Origin of the sequence: Sorangium sp. So ce296, assembly GCF_051529605.1 — a bacterium.
GTDB classification, from domain to species: Bacteria; Myxococcota_A; Polyangia; order Polyangiales; family Polyangiaceae; genus Sorangium; species Sorangium cellulosum_D.
This window is the reverse complement of sequence record NZ_CP150325.1, coordinates 2,794,551-2,813,473: the sequence shown is the minus strand read 5'-3', so window position 1 is coordinate 2,813,473 and position 18,923 is coordinate 2,794,551. Positions and strand designations below refer to the sequence as shown.

Sequence of the window (18,923 nt, the reverse complement as noted above, 5' to 3'; positions counted from 1 at the left end):
GGCCAGGCGCCGACCCCGATCGGTGATGCCGTGAGCCCTTAACCGCGGGCGACGCGGCGGCGGAGGGCGATACGTTGGGCTACACCAGGCCGCCCTCGGCGGCGAAACAGGCGGAAGCTGCTAAAATCGCTACTGTTTCCGGCGGCCGCTCGTTATCGACGATTTTTCTGGCGGGGATTCTTGACCGCTCCAGTCGTGATCCGTTCTGCCGGCCGGTTCGTGGTCCATGAGGCCGGTCTCTGACAGAGCGCGGCGCTCGTCACGCCGGACAGCACTGTCGGCTCTGTTGATGGAAGATCGATTCTTTTGTAACGTCCATGTGTGACATTGCCCGGGCACCCCGGGCTGAGCGAGATATAGGTATGAACATTCACCAGCTTGCAGGCTGCATAGTGAACCAATTCATGGTTATAGAGCGCATCGGGGATGGTGCTCGCTCGGCGGTCTATCTGGCTCGGCATTCGGTCTTGCAGCACAGATACGTCGTTTTGAAATGGAGGTGCGAAGGGTCCGGCGACGGCCATTCTGCCGATCTCGAGCGCGAAGCGATGATGGCTCACCTGTGTCGCCATCCTAATGTTGTGGAAATCTACGACGTGGCTGCCTATGGTGACTCCAGGTTCGTCGTCATGGAGCACGTCGATGGTCGCCCCCTTCGAGACGTGATGAGAAGCGGCCAGATGTCGACCGATGACGTGGCGAAGTGCGCATACCACATAGCGGCGGGGTTGTCTGCGATGCATTCGTCTGGGGTGGTACATCGCCGCATATCGAGTGACAATATCATTGTTGCGCAAGATGGTGCCGTGAAGATCGTGGATTTCGGATCGGCGGAACTGGTGCGCATGCCAGAGGGGGCGTCTCCTTACAGAGAGGACGATGTCGTCGATCCAAGATCAGATGTTGCAGCGCTCGGTCAATTGATCGTGGAACTGCTCGACGCGTGTCCAGATAAGACGACCTTGCGTCACAAAAAAATGCGAGAGATCGCGTCGACGTGTATGTCTCCGGTGTCTTCTAGCTGTTCGGTCGTCGCGGCCTCGCTTCGCCCACACGCGCAAACGTCCAGCCGAGTCAGACTCCGTACTATCAGTCTGGTCGCGGCGTGCTTGTTCGCTTCTGCCTTCGCTGCGATGGTCCTGCTCAACCCGTGGCAGAGCGCATCCCAGGAATACGAAGTCGCCGACGGACGATACGCTTCGGGCTGCGCTGTAGACGGCGGTGCGACACTGAAGGCATCCGCCTACATGCCCCTCCCCTCAACGATTAGATTCTATATATCCCGTTTCGACGATGGTCCATGGCCCGAGGCTGGTACGCTCACGCTGTTCGTCGGGGATGGTCCGAGTTGCTCGAAGAGACCGTTCAATATCGCAAAAGGCGCAGCTGAGGTCGTTGTCGGCGACAATACGCAGACGATTGACTTGCGCGTCGAGCCGTATGACGGAAAATGGTCAGTCGGTGAAGAGAAGAGGTTCTGGATCGGGCTCAGTGGGGAAGGGTGGCTGTCGCACCGCACGACTGGTCCGATATTCATTAAGCGTGTCGGCGGCGGGTCTTGATGCCGCGGCGCGCCTTGGCGAGGTTCGCGGTGTGCGAGTGGTCCACGTTGAATCGACGACGTCTCGCGTGTCTACCGCACGCGCCTGAGCGATCGCTCAAGTTGTGTTACAAGGCGTATCTGGTTTAGCATCTGATGCCTCTCGCCTATCTCCAGCGCCTCTGCAAGCCAGTGCTGGGCCGCCTCCCGATGCCCTGAAGCCCCGTGAAATGCTGCGAATATTCGCGCGAATGCCGCTCTCTGGGGGACGGACATTTGTTGCTGACGTTCGTGACTCATCATCAGGAGATTCTCGGCTCCTCGGAGATTTTTGGCCTTCAATGCGTTCTCCGCGAGCCGTAACGCCCAGGTTGCCGCGGGCTGGATGAACCCGTGTTCCGTTGATGTTCGATATGCGTGCTCAAGGCTCTTCTCCGCCTTTTGAGTGGCACCCACGACGGTCAGTCTCTGGCCCAGGGTGCCTACGTACTGGGCGCGTTTTATGCCTCTTCGGTTGCTGCGCGATGCTGAGTCGAGGTGTACGAGAGACATCCGCGCTGCCGCGAGGGCTCGGTGTGCGTTCTCGGGGTCATCGCTCTGGCCGAGCAAATGAGCCTCGACTTGCCATGTGTGTGCGATCCCCTCGGGATGATGGCTGATGGCGTAGAGAGCGCGAGCGCGGCGCGCGGCTCGGAGCCCATCGGCTGGTCTGCCCATCTCCATGTCGATGATTGACGTCGCGTCCCAGATGCGTGCCAGCAGCATGCTCCTCTCTTTGCGCGGAGACTGTGCGACCAGCTCGTTGTTCCCTCTGTATATCGATAGCAGAAGCGCATCCAGCCACGAGCTCGACTCCCGGAACCGTCCCGCAGACGCTGCGACGCGTACTTTCTCGAGAATGGCATCGATGTCGCCCTCCAGGGGCTCCAGGCGGGAGAGCGGCCGCCACGTGAGAGCCGCTGAAGCGATATCCTCGTCGAGACGAACTTGCTCCCTGCGGACTCCTAGACGGTACGGCCCCCGGCTACGGCCTCCGCGGGGACCGGTCCCACCGGTCTCACGCGTCCAGTACTCGATGAGTCGAAACCCGGATCCGAGCTCGTGGCCGCCATGTGCACACGGAGTGTTCCTCAGTATGCGCTCGAACTGCTTGCTGATTGCTGCTCCGCTCGCACCATCCTTGAGCAGAACTCCTATCTCGTCCGCGCTGATCCAGCCTTCCGCCTGAGTTTCGCGGCGCATGGCCAGCAGGACGATGATGCGGAGGAGGTCCTCCTCGAGAACGCAGCCATCGAACCCAAACCGGTCGGAGAGGTCCGCTCCCAGGTGGAACCGCTCGGCCCCGAGGCGGAGCCACGGCGCCGATGCTGACCCGCCGACTTCCACAATGATTTCGGCATGTTGTGGCTGCGTGTCTCGACCTTGGACAGGACCCATCCCCTTGCGCATACTGCCCTCGAACACAGGCGTAGCGCACTGCGGCTACCGTGCAAGGGTGGTCGGCCATGCGGCTTGCAATTGTATGTGCTGCAAGCTGCGCGAGGACGTGTCTTGGTTCATGGTCTTGGCCTTTCGCGGTCGGCCGTGGGCGTCGCGCTTGCGACGGTAACTTCCGAGAGGCGGCATGTTGTGTGCCGGAAGGTGAATGTTATGAATATGTCGATGGTGAGAAATGTCTTGGCGCTGGCGGTCTCGGCGATGCTCGCGGCGTGCGTGGGGTCCGATGGCGATGACGTCGAGGCGAGCAATAGGACTGAGGCGGAGATCCAGTCGGTGTTGGATCTGGTCGAGGCTGGCGATGCGCCCTCGATCTTGCGTGCCTACGAGATGTGGGAGGGGGCGAACGAAGCGGCCTCGCGGCGTCTGGTAGAGGCGGTCCAGCGTGGCGAGGAGTATCCGCAGCTCCAGGAGCAAACCTCGTGGAGCGGCGTCGGCCTGCCAGTTAGCTGGTCCGTGTGGCCGACGGGCATCCATCCGTACTCCGCGACGAGCGAGTACGGGAACTGCGGCTCCGACACGGATCTCGTTGCGAAGTATCGCGGCGTTAGCTTCTCCTCGCCCACGCAGCTCTATCTCACCACCAACAACGCCGTGACGTATACCGTCGCAGCCTTGCAGAGGCCGTCCCTTAGACTCACAGCGTATCATGCAGACAACGTCGCGGGCCGTGTCAGCGTCTGCGCCGGCATGGGCCCGTTCGCCGGGCTACCCGTGGTGCAGGACCAACTCTCATCGATGACCCTGAACGTCAGTCGATAGCCCTTCCGGGAGGGCTGTTGAGAATGAAGCTGTTGATGCTTTCTCGCTCGGGCTGACTGATGACCATCGCGACGGTGAGCGGGCCCCGGTCACGGGCGTGATGGTCGGCCCATCGCGTCCTGAGCGTGCCGGGGTGCTCGGACGCGTCAAGGGTTCCCTCGCAGGGCTCGGCGGCTGCGCCGCCCTTGACGCGCCCTGCGCGCCCCGGCGGCCACGTCGCGCGGGCGATGGACGGACGGAGCCTCCGGCGGGGGCTCCGGGCACCGGATGGGCGGGCGATGGCCATCGCGCGCGTGAGCGAGCCATCATCCTGCGTGAACGAAAAGCGGCCCCCACCCATCATCTAACGGGAGCGTCAACAAGGGCGCACGCTGCCGGATGGGTCATCGCATCGACGGCGTGACCGCCATCGATGCCGTGCGCGGGCGGATCCGAGGAGTGTGATGGCCGTCCCGACTGCGCGGGGAGCCGCCACGGCGAGATGGCCATCGGCTCCGCGCGGGCGCTGCTATCGCTTTGCCATCGATGCGAGGGATCCTCGGGCGCGCGGTCGGCGGCGACGCCCTTCAGCTCTTCACACGAGGCCCCTGTCGACGAGCAACGCCGCTAGGGCCGCCGCGACGCCACGGCCCGCCATCGCGGCGCCGGGCAAGCAACATCTCCGAGACACCAGGGAACGACGACCATGAACGTACTGCGCTTTTCCGATCTCATCGCATAGGGCAAGGTCAAGGGACAACGCGTCTTCATCCGGGCGGACCTGAACGTCCCCCAGGACGACGCCGGCAACATCACCGAGGACACCCGCATCCGGGCCTCGATCCCCTGCATCAAGCTGGCGCTGGACGCCGGCGCCGCGGTGATGGTGACCTCGCACCTGGGGCGGCCGACCGAGGGAGAGTTCAAGCCGGAGGACTCGCTCGCGCCGGTGGCCAAGCGCATCGGCGAGCTGCTCGGCCGCGAGGTGCCCGTCGTGGCGAACTGGGTGGACGGCGTGACGGTCGAGCCGGGCCAGGTCGTGCTGCTCGAGAACTGCCGGCTGAACAAGGGCGAGAAGAAGAACAAGGAGGAGCTCGCCAGCAAGCTGGCCGCGCTGTGCGACGTGTTCGTGCACGACGCCTTCGGCACCGCGCACCGCGCCGAGGCCTCGGCGAGGTGAGCGACCGGACGACGATCTGTCCGTTGCCCGCGTACCTGACGATGTTGCGCCCGACCTACGGCATCGCGCAGTTCGCCAAGGTCGCCTGCGCGGGCCCGCTGCTCGCCGCCGAGATCGACGCCATCACGAAGGCGCTGAGCGCCCCGAAGCGCCCGCTCGTGGCGATCGTCGCCGGCTCCAAGGTGTCGACCAAGCTGACCATCCTGCAATCGCTGGCGAAGAACGTCGACCAGCTGATCGTCGGCGGCGGCATCGCGAACACGTTCCTCCTGGCCGCCGGGCTGCCCATCGGCAAGTCGCTGGCCGAGCCCGACCTGGTCGGCGAGGCGAAGGCCGTCATCGAGGCCATGAAGGCGCGCGGCGCCGACGTGCCGATCCCTGTCGACGTGGTGGTCGCGAAGGAGTTCAAGGCCGACGCGCCGGCGACCGTCAAGGCGGCCGCCGACGTGGCCGCCGACGAGATGATCCTCGACATCGGCCCGAAGACGGCGCAGCTCCTCGCCGAGAAGCTCCGGGCGGCCGGCACCATCGTCTGGAACGGCCCGGTCGGCGTCTTCGAGTTCGACGCCTTCGCCAGGGGCACCGAGACTGTCGCCCGCGCGATCGCGGACTCCAGCGCCTTCTCGATCGCCGGCGGCGGCGACACGCTGGCGGCGATCGCGAAGTACGGCATCGAGAAGCAGGTCGGCTACATCTCGACCGGCGGCGGCGCCTTCCTCGAGGTGCTGGAGGGCAAGACCCTGCCGGCGTTCGAGATCCTGCAGAAGCGCGCGGCGGGCTGAGCTGCCGCCGGCAGGCGCGCCTGGAAGCATGAAGAGGGTCGGCGAGCCGCCGGGGAACCCTCCGGGGTTGCCCAGCAGGTCGGCGACCCGTCAGGGAACCCTCCGGGGTTGCCCGGCAGGTCGGCGACCCGTTGGGGAACCCTCCGGGGTTGCCCGGCAGGTCGGCGACCCGTTGGGGAACCCTCCGGGGTTGCCCGGCAGGTCGGCGACCCGTCGGGGAACCCTCCGGGGCTGGCGAAAGGGTAGCCGACCCGCGCGAGCAGGCCCGAGAGGTTGCCAGAACGGGTCGGCTACCTCTTTGAGCAGGCCGATCGGGTTCTTTCCAGAGGTCACCTACCCGATTGAACAGGCCGGAAGGGTTCCGCCTCCGCCACGACGACCTCTCCGAGACGGTCCCGGGGACGACTCCACAGCAGAAGGCACCGGGCAGCGCGTCCGACAGGGATCGCACATCCGAGACGTCGGCAGGAGCACCTTGGCTCCGGTATCACCGCCTCAGGAATCCTGGCGAGATTTCTGACATGGGCAAATCGACGTGGAGCGGCTGCCCGGCTCGACGCCCGCGCCGCGGCGATGGGCCGCGGCGATCGGCTCCGGCGCCATGCGCTCGACGGCGGCCGCGCCGAATTCCTCCTTGTCGAGCTGCTGGGTGGTGAACGACCAGAGCCCCGAGCGCTTGCCCCAGGCGCAGCGATCCGAAGCCGCGCCCTTGATGGCCCGCGACTGCCAGCACCGGCAGGGGCGCGCGCCCATGGCCCCGCACAGCTCCCCCGGCCTCCCCGCGCGTGCCGCCGCAGCTGCCGGGCACAGCATACAAGATTTCGAAACCATTCAGGATTTTTTCTGCGTCTCTGAATAGTTTCCCCCTTGCAGAAGCGCTCCCCAAAGACGCTCGCCGCGCGCAGGAGGCGCCGGGCTTCCAGCGGGAGCGCCGACAGCCTTGCCTCCACCATCCCCAGCACCGTCTCCGGCAGCATATCGCTGCGTCCGTCCACCGCCGCCCGGATCAGCTCCTCGATGAAGAACGCATTTCCCTCCGTTCGCTCCCTCGATGAGCCGCGGCGGCTCTTCCAGGAGGAGCTTGGCCAGGAGCGCCATCACCTGAAACGGGGAGGACCCGGCTCCGGCAGCGGCGTTCGCAGCGCACTTCACGGTGGGAGAAGGCGGCGGGGCGCCGTCCGGCCCGGATTGACGCGCCCGCGCCGGCCTGCCACCGTCGCGCGCGGGGAGTTCGCCATGCTCGCTCGCTTGCTTTCGCTGCCGCTCGCCGCGCTCGCCCTCGCGTGCGCCTCGCCGGAGCCCGTGCCCGCGTCCGCGCCCCTGGGGCCCGCGCCCGCGGAGCCCGCCGCGCCTGCGCCGTCTCCGGAGAGCGCCCCGCCCACGTCGGGCGGCGACCCGGGCTTCGACCACGATGTGTCGGGCGTCGTCGGGGCGCCTCCGCCGGCCTGGGACGTCGGGCCCTGGTACAACTCGCCGCCGCTCACGCCGGCGGACCTGCGCGGCAAGGTCGTCCTCGTCCGCTGGTTCATGTCGCCGAACTGCCCGTTGTGCAGCGCCACCGCCCCGGCGCTCAAGGCGCTGGACGAGCGCTATCGGTCACGAGGGCTGGTCGTCGTCGGGATGTATCACCACAAGGACGACGAGCCACTCGATCCGGCGGCCGTCAAAGGCTATCTGTCGCACTTCGGGTACAGCTTCCCGGTCGCGATCGACCCGGACTGGCGCACGCTCAAGCGCTGGTGGATCGATGGCCATCCGAAGCGCCAGTACACGAGCGTCAGCTTCCTCCTCGATCGCGCCGGGCTGGTGCGGCACGTGCACCTCGGGGGCCAGCTCGCGCCCGGTACCCCCGAGTTCGCGACCGTCGAGGGGCGCGTTCGCGCGCTGCTCGACGAGCCGGCGCGGTGACACCACGCCCAGCCTCGCCTCGACCCCCGCGCGGGCCTCACGTCCAGTTGACGGTGGCCCACCCGTGGGCAGGGATGCTGAACTGGAGCTTCTTCCCGGCCACATCGAGGACGGTCATCTTCGCCGCATTGCCGGAGTTGTACAGGATCGTCACGATGCTCCCGTCGGGGTTCTTGAACGCCAGCGCATCGCCGCCGGTCGTGGCGACGCGCATCGCCCCGGGATCGACGTACTCGGAGACGTGGCGAAAGACGTGGTAGACGGGGGTCACGTTCAGCGTCTTCGCCGCCGTGTCCACGGTGAGCAGCGCGTTCTGGGGCCACGGCCGCTCCGAATCCAGGTTCTTCCCCGCCGTGTCCAGCACCATGTTCCAGGCGCTGTACGAGGTCACCCCTGCCTTGATCCAGTCGCGGATGAGCCCCCAGCTCTCCTCCGCGTACGCGTGATCGTTCGGCGCCTTCTGCGCGTCGAACGGCGGCGAGCCCGCGGGGTTCCAGGGGTAGTTGCCGCACTTGTGCTCCGTCTGCACGATCGGCAGATTGCGCGATCTCAAGCCGGATGCGCTGCTCATCATGTTCCACTGCAGCCCGAAGCCCTTGACGTACCCCATCGCGGTGGCGTCGCCGGTCACAGCGCTGATGATCGCCCCGTCTTTCCCGCTTTCGTTGTTGGACATCGTGCCGAGGTAGATCTGCGCCGTGAGCCCCCGGTCGGCGAACGTGGGCCCCAGATACGTGCCGATGAACTTGGCCATGAGCGGCCCCGTCCAGATGCAGCTCGGGTACCTCGTCTCGTAGTTCGGCTCGTTCTGGGGGTGAACCGCCTCGATGGTGATGCCCTCTCCGGCGTACGCCTCCACGAACTTCGCGAGGTACAGGGCATACGCCTGCAAGGTGCTCGCGTCGTCCTTCATGCGGCCGCCATCGAAGGCGCCGTTGCTCTTCATCCAGGTGGGGGGCGTCCAGGGGCTGGCCCAGAGGTGGAGGCCGGGCCTCACGGCGAGCGCCGCCTTGATGTACGGAATGAGCCGCTCCTTGTCCCGGTCGATGGAGAAGCTCGCCATCGCGGTGTCGTTCGGCGTCTCGGCGAGGGTGTAGCGGTCCATCGCGTAGTCGCTGGCCCCGATGGGGATGCGCCCGTAGACGAACGCCGCGCCCTCGTGCTTGTCGAAGAGGAGCTCGATGGCCCGCGCCCTCTCCGCCTCGCCCAGCATCGAGAGCACGTTCCAGCCCGCCTCGTTGAAGGTGCCGCCGAACCCGTCCCATCGCTGGTGCGTCGTCGCGTCGTCGACGGTCACGTCGGCGTTGCCGCTCGTCACCTCCGTCGGCGTTCCTGTCTTCCAGTAATCGTTAGGACCGGACGTGATCAACGTGGGCTCGACGACGGGAGGTCCGCCGCCGGTGGACGAGCCGCCAGCGCCGCCGTCTCCGGTCGGCTCGCCGCCGGCGCCGCCCGACCCGGTCGAGCCGCTCGCGTCAGTTCCGCCCGAACCCGTCGAGCCGCCTGTGCTCGTCGAGCTGCTCGCCACCGACCCCGGGCCGCCCGCCCCCGATCCCGAGCCGCCCGGGCCCTCGGGCTCCGTCGCGCTGGTCGAAGGACCGCAAGCCATGAAGAAAAATGCGAGCAAAACGGCGGTGGTCGAACCTCGTGCCCTGTTCATCACTAGAATCCTCGCTCCTGGGTGCAAACCCGCGGCGGTGCCCGAAGCACACGGCCGATCGTCGTCAGACTATATGCCCGACAGGCCCCGCGGTGATCCGCGCAGCGCCGCGGTTTCCGCGGGCGTCATTCGCGCGGGGCTCGGGGGCCGCCGGCGGCGAACGCGTCGACGTCTCAACCCGCTCCGTGTCCTGGGCTAGAACGACGTGCCGTCCGCGCGCGTGCCCGGCGAAGAGCTCCTCTGGCCGAGGGCGCTGTGGAGGACGAACGATGTGCTCCCGTTGAGATCGATGCTGCGGTTCATCGAGACACCGTCCTGATCCGAGAGCGCGGACGTGTACGAGACGCTGCTCACGGCCGCGCCCGCGGCGTTTCGCAGCGTGACCGTATCGCTGCTGTTGTTGAGGCCCAGGGCTCCCGTGGAGGCGCCGACGGCTCCGATCACGCCGGCGGGCACCGCCGAGACGTGGCCGTACACCACGACGGCGGTGAAGGGCGCGAGCGAGGCTCCGGCGGGGAAGGTGTGCCGCGTCCCCGTGCTGTCGGCGAGCTTCCACCCGCCGATCGAGGCGGTCGCCGTGCCGACATTGATGATCTCGACGAACTCGCCGTCAGGATCGCTGCCCGGCTCGTTCGCGAGGACCTCATTGATGATCACGTTGGCCGTGCCGCCGCCGGCGCCGCCGCTGCCGCCGCTGCCGCCGCTGCCGCCGGCGCCGCCGCTTCCGCCGCCGCTGCCGCCGCTGCCGCTGGCGCTGCTGCTGCTGACGCTGCTGCTGCTGACGCTGCTGCTGCTGCCGTCGGCGATCATGAAATCGCGCACGACCCCCATGTGCTGCATGTTCGGGGCGCCGCTGTCCGACGAGCCCGCGGGGCTGATCTCCGAGAGCGGAGAATAGACGCGCGTGTCCACCACGAGGCCGTTCGCGAAGCTGCTCCCGCCGAGGACGACGGCGGTCTCGAGCGGCTCCAGATCGCTGTCGACGAGCACCCAGTCGTAGGGCTTGGACCGGCTGGCGTTGGTCTTGTCGTTCCCGTTCTTGTCGGCGGGATAGCTCCCGGGCTTGACGACGACGCTCGAGAGGGTCGTGACGCACGCCTCGTCCCGGCCCCCGGTGTTGAAGTCGCCGCCGATCACCAGGTAATCGTCAGGGTCGACGTGCGCCTGGATGAACGAGACGAGCTGCTGCGCCTCCGTGTTGCGCACCCCCGAGCCCGACGTCAGGAGATGGACGCTGACCGCCCAGAGGTCGGCGGGGCCGGGGATGTCGATCCGCGCCCAGGCGAAATCCCGGTTGCCGACCGACGCGTCGTCCCACTCGCCAGACGCGATGATCGGCCACCGGCTCACGATCCCGTTCGGGATCTGCGCCCCGCTCTCGCGGTAATAACTGAACCCGGTGCCGAACGTGGCGTCCACGAAGCCGCGAATGGCGGACGTGGAGTTGTTGCCGTAGTTGAATTCTTGCAGCAGGACGATATCGGGCTCGACCCCCTGCATGATGCGCTGGCCGTGCCCCGGATCGTAGCTCTGGTTCGTGCCGCTCGTGAGGTTCGCGGCCATGAGCCGGACGCGCGTCGAGAGCGCGTCGCCGTGCTCGCCCAGGAGGGCCGCCTCCGGGCCTAGCTCCACGTCGAGCGGCGGCTCGGCCGCGCACGCGGCCGCGGCCAGCGCCCACACGAGCAATGGCACCCGAACCCCTACGAACCGCGCCAGCATGGAAGACGTCGATCGCATATCGTCGCACCGGACCTTTCTCGGGATCATCGCATTACAGCACGAAACAGGGGCAAAGCGGGCGTCATGCTCGCCCGGTCCGATGCTGAGATGATGCGGTTCCGGTTGAGAACGAGCGACATCGGGCTCGGGCCGCGCCTCCCGGGGGCCGACGGGTCGTTCGGGACGGCCACGCTCGTTTACACTCGTCTACGCTCGATCCAGCGATCCGCCGCGCCCGACCCCGGGGCTCAGCGGCCCCTCATGGCGAACGCGATCCCGCTCTGCAGCGAGCTCTTCACGGCGAGCCGGCCGAGGTCCACGCCGCTCTCCGCGAGGCGGTGGGCGACCTCGGGGCGGATCCCGGTGAGCACCGCCCGCGCGCCGAGCAGGCCCACGACCCGCACCACCTCGAGCAGCGCCTCGATCGCCGCCGGATCGAGCGCGTCCACGCCGGTCAGATCGAGGATCGCGGTGCGCGTGCGGCGCTCCGCGATGCCGCGCGACAGCGCCTCGGCCACGCGACGCACGCGCCCGGCCTCGAGCGGGCCGATGAGCGGCAAGACCACCACGTCGTCGCCGATGGGGATGAGCGGCATGGAGAGCTTCGCCAGCGCCGCCTCCTGGGCCTGAATCACCTCTTCCTGCAGCCGCGCGCGCTCCTGCTCGGCGCGCTTGCGCTCCGTCAGGTCGATGCCGGTCATGATGACGAACCGGAACCCCTCGTCCTTGCCGCGCAGGACCGCGCCCGACCAGGCCGTCACCCGGCGGGCGCCGTCCCTCGCCGTCCACGGGACCTCCACCTGCTTCCGCGGCGCGCCGGCGCCGAGCTCCTCGAAGAGCGCCTTGAGCTGCGCCGACGCCCCCGGATCGGGCGTGAGCTCCCAGAGATAGCTCGGCTCCAGGTGCCCGCGCCCGCTGCCCAGCGCCCGCTCGGCGGCGCTGTTCATGCGCACGATGCGCCCGCGCGCGTCGAGCGCCACGATGAGGCCGTCGACGAGATCCATGACGCCGGCCATGAAGTCCCGCTCCCGGCTCAGCATCTCCTGCGCGTGCTTGCGCTCGAACAGGCGGCCGAGCTGCCGCGCGATCCGGCCGATGGTCGCGGCGAACTTCCCGTCGTCCGCGTACTCGGCGTCGGAGAAGAACTCGAGCACGGCCACCACCTCGGCCCCGACCACCACGGGGAACGCGAACCCCGCCTTGACGCCGAGGTTCTTCGCGAGCCGGGCGCGCGGGAAGTTGGCGTCCTCCGTCACGTTGCGCACCCAGACCGGCTGCTTGCTGGCGAGCACCCGCCCGGGCAGCCCGACCCCCGGGGTGAACTGCGTCGCCTCCGTCACCGCCTTGAAGGTCGCGAACTTCACCTCGTCGTTGAGGTACCAGAGCGCCGTCGGCAGGAGCAGCGAGGGATCGTCCGCCGCCGGCACGTACGCGTGCCCGACCGGCCAGCTCAGGTGATCGCAGATGTGCGCGATCGTGCGATGCAGCGCCTCCTCGACGCTCGCCGCCTCGTGCACGTCGACGGTGACCACCCGGAGCAGCTCCACGAGCGAGCGCTCATCGGTCAACACGGTGTCGAGCCTCCATCGCGCTCTCGTCGAGGTCTCCTCCGACCGTTTGATGAGACCGGTCATGATGCAAGGGGTAACACGCCCAATGTATCCAACCGGTTTCCGCGGCGAGGCGATCTCGGCGGCGATGCGCCGAGCCGCCGCGCGGTCGGAGCGCCGGCGCCGCCGCGGCGTCACGGCGCCGCGACGCCGCGGTGACCTCGACGGGCCGGTCCACCGGCGCGCCGGGGATCCGAGAGGAACGCGGGCCGGCCGTCCATGTCATCGCTGGACGATGGCGCGCGGTTCCCCTTACTGTGTCCGCCGCCCCCGCGAGGTTTCCGTGCGGGCGCAGGGCCGTGCCGCGGGCGACCTTCGGGGCGTCCGCTTCTCTTTCCGACGAATTCCGATGAAACGAACGACGATGCTCTCGACCTGTCTTCGCCGGTGCGCGTTCGCGGTGACGTTGCTGGCCGCGTCGCCGGCGCTCGCGGCGAAGCCGCCGGAGGGCGCCTCGGCCGAGGCGCAGCAGCTCGCCCGGACCAAGGCGCACGAGGGGCTCAAGCTCTACGGCGCGGACCGCTGGCAGGAGGCGTTCGAGGTCTTCAAGGAGGCGGACGGGCTCTATCACGCGCCGACGCTCGTGCTCTACATGGCGCGGTGCCAGCGCAAGCTCGGCCGGCTGGAGGATGCGCGCGGCCTGTACGAGCAGGTCCTCGCCGAGCCGCTCCCGGAGGACCCGCCGGCGGCGTTCCTCGACGCGCGGAGGGACGCGGAGACCGAGCTCGCGGCCGTGCGCGCGGCGCTGGACGCGCCCGCGGCTCCGGCGCCGGCGCCGCGCGCGCCCGCCCCGGGGGGTGCGGAGGGGGAACGCGGCTCGCTGCTGCCCGCGGGGCTCGCGTTCGGGCTCGGGGCGGTGGGCATCGGCGTCGGCGCCGCGACCGGCCTCGTGTCGCTCTCGAAGGTGTCCGACATCGAGTCGCGCTGCGACGGCAAGCGCTGCCCGCCCGAGCTGAAGGGCGACGCCGACGCCGCGACCACGCTGGGCCATGTGTCCACCGTGAGCTTCATCGTGGGCGCCGCCGCGGCCGCGACCGGGGTCGTGCTGCTCGTGGTCCGGCCCGGCGGCGACGCGGCGCCCGACGCCGCGGGCGCGGCGCCGCAAGCGAAGCGCGGCGTGGTCTGGCGCGCCGGGGTGGGCCTCGGGCGGGTCGAGATCCAGGGAACGTTCTGATGGGCAGCGCCGCCGCGCAGGGCGGCGCCGCGCCGCAGGGCAGCGCCGCGCGGCGGCCGAGAGCCGCCCCGCGGCGCCGCGCCCGTTCAGGTCAGTCGCACGTGGCGACCTCGCAGGCCTCCATCTCGGGGGCGCACGCCGCGAGGATGCACGTGTTGCACACCTCCCTGTCTCCGCCGCGGCAATCCTCGTCGCACGCGCCGAAGGCCCCGCTGGTCTGGCAATTGAGCGTCTCCGAGAGCTGAGGCCCGACCTTCTCGCAGGTGTTCACAATGCAGCCATAGAACGCGGCATCGTCGCCGGGGGTGACGCTGTTGATGCACGAGAACGCCTCGGCGCACGTGGTCTTCCCGGAGCCGAACCACGTCGAGGCGTCGAAGCCCTCGCTGTTCCGGCAGTTCTCGTAGGGCTTCGACCGCGGGAAGTACGGCCCGATCAGCATGCACATCTCGTCCTTCGTGGTCAGGCCCTGCGCGATGTCGCGATCCTCGGTGTTCTTGAAATCGCAGCGGTAGTCCAGGGCCTCTCCCGCCTTGACCTCGAGGAACGGCGAGAACTCCTGCGACGGGACCCCCTCCCATTTGTCGTGGGCGTACAGCTCCGTCATCTTGCCGTCGAGGTCGACCTTGTTGGCGACGTAGCCGACGCCGCGGCGGTGCATGTGCGACTGGATCCTCACGACCGAAATGTCCTCATCGGCGGTGCAGCGCATCCGCGCCGAGGACTCCCCGTGCGGCGGCACGCTGATGAACGGGTTGTAGTGGAAGAGCATGCCCGCCTCGACCTTCACCTCCTCGTCCGGGATCGTATGGAGGTTGATGCGCGCGTCGGTCTCGAGGGGCGCGCCCGACGCGTTCAGGTAATGGGTGTTCATCAGGAGCACCGTGCCCGGAGCGACCTTGAGCGCCACGCCCTCCGGGAGCTCGCCGAGGAAGGAGTTGCCGTCGGGGGACTGGGAGCCCGCGACCACGCCGGTGACCTCCCAGTCGGCCTGGGGGCCGTCGCTGCAGTCGTGGACCTGGGTAGCATCGAGGGTGACGCCGCGCTGCGTCTCGGTCGGGATCTCGGTGTACGGCGTTGCGTAGAGGAGGACGTGGTGGCTCCCGCTCGAAAACCGCACCACCTCCCGGTTGACGTTGAGCCCCTCCGGCGGCGCGACGAAGAGCTGGCAGCGCTCGACCTCCTGCCCCGGCTCGATCGTGGAGACCATTCGATACTGCACGCCGGCGCCTTCGGCCGGCGGCTCCAGCCCCTGGTCCTCCGGGGTCCCCGGCCCGGGGCCGGGTTCCGAGGACGAACAGCCGAAGAGCGCGACGGCGCCGAGGAGAGCGATGAGCGAGGTGGTTGTGCGCATGCGTCGATACCTGCTGTGTGGTGGTCTCACATCTTGCGCGCGCAGGTGACCGAGCGCGCGCATCGTTCCCGGGGTCGCGCGGTGGCGTCGCGCTCGCCCAGGGAAATCGGTCGACGCCGGCTGGCCGGCGCCGGAGTGTCCGCGTTCGCCCTCATGCACGGGCGGGGCGGAGGCGGACGGGGAGCGAGGTCATCTTCCGGGTCGAGGGGTGCGGGGCGAACACCGCCGGCCCCGCGAGCTCCGTCTCGGGGAAGCGGCTGACGAGCGTCTCGATGGCGATCCGCCCCTCGAGGCGAGCCAGCGTCGCCCCGATGCAATAGTGATCGCCGCCCCCGAAGGCAACTCCCGCGTCGGCGCCTCGCCGCAGATCGAGCGACGAGGCGCGGGGGTAGGCCGCCTCGCCCTGCTCCTCGGCCTGGATCCGCAGTGTCAGAATGTCGTTGTCCAGGGGCCTCCTCCGGCGCTCCTCGACGGTCTCGCTCTCCACCTCGATCCCTACGTCGAGCGCCGCCTCGAGCTTCCCCCCTTTCGTCGGGCGAGAGCTGCCCCGCCATGGACAGGCGATGAATCGCGTCCGTGAAGCGGAGGACTAACGCATTGTGTCATTCTGGGATCTCGAACATCGAAGCAGTCGGCAGCGGCGGAATGTTTGTTGCATCGTGACGTGGCGCGCCGGGGTCAGCCGCACGTCGCGATCTGGCAGGCGTCGAGGTCCGCTTTGCACGCCGAGGCCATGCACGACTCGCACGCTTCGCCGGGCTGGCTGCACGCCTCGGCGCAGGCGCCGTACCCCGCGCTCCACTGGCAGCGAATGACGTTCGAGATCGCGGGCCCGGCGGCCTCGCAGCTGTTCACGATGCAACCGTAGGACCTGGGCCCGTTGCCCCCGTCCACGGCCTTCGCCTCGTCGAGGCACGAGAGCGTCTCCGCGCACGCCGCTGCCCCGGAGCCGAACCAGGTCGCGGCGAGCAATCCCTCCTTGGTGTGGCAGTTCTCGTACATGGGGGAGCGCGGGAAGTACGGTCCGATGAGCATGCACATCTCGTCCTTCGTGGTCAGGCCCTGGGCGATCTCGCGCTCCTCGACGTTCGCGAAGTCGCAGCGGTAGTCGAGGGCCTCTCCCTTCTTGACCTCGAGGAAAGGGGAGAACTCCCGGGTCGGCACGTTCTCCCACTGGTCGTGGGCGTAGAGCTCCGTCATCTTGCCGTCGAGATCGACCTTGTGGGCGACGTAGCCGACGCCGCGGCTGTGCGTGTGCGACTGGATCCTCACCACCGAGATATCCTGATCGGCGGTGCACCGCATCCGCGCGGAAGACTCCCCGCGCGCCGGCACGTCGATGAAGGGGTTGTAGTGGAAGAGCATGCCCGCCTCGATCTCCACCGCGTCATCCGGGATCGTGTAGATGTTGATGCGCGCGTCCGTCTCGATGGGCTCGGCCGAGGCGTTGATGTAGTGGGTGTTCATGAGGAGCACCTTGCCCGGCGGGACCTTGACCGCGACGCCGGGCGGGAGCTCGCCCAGGAAGGAGACGCCGTCGCGGGACTGGGAGCCGGCGAACACGCCGTTGATCTCCCACTCGCCCTGAGGTCCATCCTTGCAGTCGTGGACCTGGGTCGCGTCGATGGGCACGCCGTGGCGCGTCTTGGTCGGGAGCTCGGCGTAGGGGGTCTCGTACAGCAGGACATGGTGGCTCCCGCTCGAGAACCGCACCTCGTCCCGCTGGATGTTGAGCCCCTCCGGAGGCACGACGAAGAGCTTGCAGCGCTGGATCTCGACCCCAGGGTCGAGCATGGCGACCATTCGAAATTGCACGCCAGCGCCGGCGGGCGGAGGCGCCAGCAGATCGTCCTCGGGCACGTCCGAGGAGGGGGGCGAGGACGAGCAGCCGACGAGCGTGCACGTGCCGAGGAGAGCGACGAGCTTGATGGTTGTGCGCATAGGGTGGTCCTGCTGTGGGTTGATCCCGATTGCGAGGCGGTCGCTGACGATGAGGCGATCGAGCGAGGCGCGAGCGTCACGTCTTGCGGACGATCAGCTGGTACCCCTGCAGGACGATCTCGTGCCCTCCCTTGACGAACCCGAGGAAGGCGTCGATGCCCGGCTTCGGGTCGACGGCGGCCGCGATCTCCTTCGGGTAGGAGCCGCCGATGGCGTAATCGTCGAAGATCGCGAGGCCGCCGCGCCGGAGGAGCGGCCAGACCGAGAGCGCGTCCTGGAGGGCGTCCACCGGGTGATGCGAGCCGTCGACGTAGGCGATATCGAACGTCGAGCCCGAGAGCAAGGGGAGCGCCTGCCGCGAGTACCCTTTCAGCTTCGTCACCTTGTGGCCGGCGCCCGTCTGCCGCATGTTGTGATCGAAGTGCCGCTCTGCCTGCAGCTGGCCCGGTCCGTCGAAGGGATCGACGCAGACGAGCCGGCTGGTCTCGTGCGTGAGGACGTTCTCGAGCAACCAGCAGGCGCTCAGCCCCTCGAAGGAGCCGATCTCCAGGCATCGCACGTCGGGCTTGCCGCGCAGCGGAGCGAGCACGGGCTCCCAGGACGTGACGTTGTGAGTGAACCAGTCCTGTGTGATCCGGTAGCGGGCATGAGGGAGCAGGTCGAACAGGCTCGAGCGGCCGAGCAGGGCGCCGACGGCGTCGCGCGCCCGGCCGCCCAGGTCGCTCCCCTTGGCGAGGTGGTGGACGACCTCGAACACGACGCGCTTCGCGAGCGAGAGCGCCGGGAGCGCGGCGGCGCCGTCCCGCTCGGCGCGGCGCGCGAGGCCGTCGAGCCTGGCTTCGAGCGTCGCCGCGAGGCGCTCGACGGCCGCGGTGACGTCCTTGCCGTCCGCCACGTCCTGCAAGATCCCGACATACAGATCCATGGCGCCACGGTCGAATACGGAAGTCTCGACAGAGCCCTGGAGCTCTCCACGATCGACGCTATCCATGCGCTTGCTCTCCTCTCTCGGCCGCCCTCGCGGCCGCCTCGCGTCGGTGCTGCTGGACCACGCGAGGCTTGATGATGTTCCTGGCGACATAGGTGATCCACGGCGGCGGCATGGGCCTGAGCATCAGGCGCCACAGCTTCATCGAGAGCGGCGCGACGTCCGGGATCGGCTTGCCCACGGGGAGCGCGAGGTCCAGGAGCGCGCCGGGCACCGCGGGCAGCGCGTCTCGGCGGACGTAGATGAACGTATTGAACCGGTACCAATACGACACCTCCGGGTCGCCCTTCACCGACGGGCGGATCGCGTCGAGGAGCAGGTACCCGCGCTCGTCGAAGAGCTCGCGCCAGTACCCGTACGGGCGCTCGTTGATGTGGAATTCTCCGCCCTGCCCCGGCGGCGCGGCGGAGAACAGGACGACGCTCCCGTGGCGCGTCAGCGAGCCCACGAAGTCTCTGGCGGCCTCTCGCGGCAGATGCTCGCCGACCTCCAGGCTCTGGACGAGATCGAACCGCCGCCCGAGCTGCACGGGCTGGGTCAGATCCGCGGCGCGGAACTCGGAGGGATCGACGAGCAACGCGCCGCTCTCCACGTGCGCTCCGTCGAGGCCGAGCACCTCGGGGACGCCGAGCTGTTTCCAGACCTTCAACCACGCGCCGTGGCCGCACCCGAAATCCACGACGCTGGTCACGTTGAACCACGTCAGGAGGAGGCGAAGGATAGGCTCGGCGGAGCGCATCGCCTCCCTGTTCATGATGTCGTAGAACTCTCTATCGTAATCGTACATGGCGTCCACGCCCCGGTTCAGGTAGCTCCGCTCCACGTCGGC

At 68.5% G+C, this 18,923-nt stretch carries 14 protein-coding genes and 1 pseudogene; 5 read left to right on the top strand and 10 right to left on the bottom strand.

The features are described from left to right. Window positions 1-362: 362 nt before the first annotated feature. Entirely contained in the window at window positions 363-1,562 is a 1,200-nt protein-coding gene (locus tag WME98_RS10655; protein ID WP_437951239.1) for a serine/threonine protein kinase, read from the top strand. A gap of 71 nt (window positions 1,563-1,633) precedes the next feature. On the opposite strand, the gene WME98_RS10650 is transcribed toward WME98_RS10655, so the two are convergent. Then, a complete protein-coding gene (locus tag WME98_RS10650; RefSeq protein WP_148314025.1) occupies window positions 1,634-2,989 on the bottom strand; it encodes a hypothetical protein in 1,356 nt (451 codons plus the stop codon). 201 nt (window positions 2,990-3,190) lie between these two features. On the opposite strand from WME98_RS10650, the gene WME98_RS10645 reads away from it, so the two are divergent. After that, on the top strand, window positions 3,191-3,799 hold the full coding sequence (locus WME98_RS10645) for a hypothetical protein (protein WP_020738136.1): 609 nt from the start codon (window positions 3,191-3,193) through the stop codon (window positions 3,797-3,799). 685 nt (window positions 3,800-4,484) lie between these two features. Then, window positions 4,485-5,740, top strand: a pseudogene (locus tag WME98_RS10640) (phosphoglycerate kinase). A 495-nt stretch (window positions 5,741-6,235) separates the two neighbouring features. Here the strand turns inward: WME98_RS10640 and WME98_RS10635 are convergent. Continuing rightward, on the bottom strand, window positions 6,236-6,493 hold the full coding sequence (locus WME98_RS10635) for a hypothetical protein (protein WP_437951238.1): 258 nt from the start codon (window positions 6,491-6,493) through the stop codon (window positions 6,236-6,238). 483 nt (window positions 6,494-6,976) lie between these two features. Between WME98_RS10635 and WME98_RS10630 the strand changes: the two genes are divergently transcribed. Continuing rightward, entirely contained in the window at window positions 6,977-7,648 is a 672-nt protein-coding gene (locus tag WME98_RS10630; RefSeq protein ID WP_437951237.1) for a TlpA family protein disulfide reductase, read from the top strand. Window positions 7,649-7,685: 37 nt separating this feature from the next. Here WME98_RS10630 and WME98_RS10625 read toward each other — a convergent pair whose 3' ends face one another. From WME98_RS10625 to WME98_RS10615, 3 genes are all read right to left on the bottom strand, one after another. Beyond that, on the bottom strand, window positions 7,686-9,257 hold the full coding sequence (locus WME98_RS10625) for a glycoside hydrolase family 30 protein (protein ID WP_437951236.1): 1,572 nt from the start codon (window positions 9,255-9,257) through the stop codon (window positions 7,686-7,688). 246 nt (window positions 9,258-9,503) lie between these two features. Then, window positions 9,504-11,000, bottom strand: coding sequence for a lamin tail domain-containing protein (locus WME98_RS10620; RefSeq protein WP_437951235.1), 1,497 nt, complete (start codon window positions 10,998-11,000; stop codon window positions 9,504-9,506). A gap of 275 nt (window positions 11,001-11,275) precedes the next feature. Further along, complete coding sequence (locus WME98_RS10615) at window positions 11,276-12,598, bottom strand: STAS domain-containing protein (RefSeq protein WP_437951234.1); 1,323 nt, start codon at window positions 12,596-12,598, stop codon at window positions 11,276-11,278. 388 nt (window positions 12,599-12,986) lie between these two features. Here WME98_RS10615 and WME98_RS10610 point away from each other — a divergent pair, with 388 nt between their 5' ends. Then, entirely contained in the window at window positions 12,987-13,811 is an 825-nt protein-coding gene (locus tag WME98_RS10610) for a tetratricopeptide repeat protein (protein ID WP_437951233.1), read from the top strand. 91 nt (window positions 13,812-13,902) lie between these two features. On the opposite strand, the gene WME98_RS10605 is transcribed toward WME98_RS10610, so the two are convergent. The 5 genes from WME98_RS10605 to WME98_RS10585 form a co-directional block, all read right to left on the bottom strand. Next, a complete protein-coding gene (locus tag WME98_RS10605; RefSeq protein ID WP_437951232.1) occupies window positions 13,903-15,165 on the bottom strand; it encodes a hypothetical protein in 1,263 nt (420 codons plus the stop codon). Window positions 15,166-15,316: 151 nt separating this feature from the next. Continuing rightward, window positions 15,317-15,652, bottom strand: a complete 336-nt coding sequence (locus WME98_RS10600) for a hypothetical protein (protein WP_437951231.1) — start codon at window positions 15,650-15,652, stop codon at window positions 15,317-15,319. Window positions 15,653-15,843: 191 nt separating this feature from the next. Then, entirely contained in the window at window positions 15,844-17,106 is a 1,263-nt protein-coding gene (locus tag WME98_RS10595; RefSeq protein WP_437951230.1) for a hypothetical protein, read from the bottom strand. Between the two features lie 76 nt (window positions 17,107-17,182). Further along, window positions 17,183-18,097, bottom strand: a complete 915-nt coding sequence (locus tag WME98_RS10590) for a class I SAM-dependent methyltransferase (RefSeq protein ID WP_437951229.1) — start codon at window positions 18,095-18,097, stop codon at window positions 17,183-17,185. Next, window positions 18,090-18,917, bottom strand: a complete 828-nt coding sequence (locus WME98_RS10585; RefSeq protein WP_061629593.1) for a methyltransferase domain-containing protein — start codon at window positions 18,915-18,917, stop codon at window positions 18,090-18,092. The genes WME98_RS10590 and WME98_RS10585 overlap by 8 nt, the downstream gene beginning before the upstream one ends. Between the last annotated feature and the right edge of the window lie 6 nt (window positions 18,918-18,923).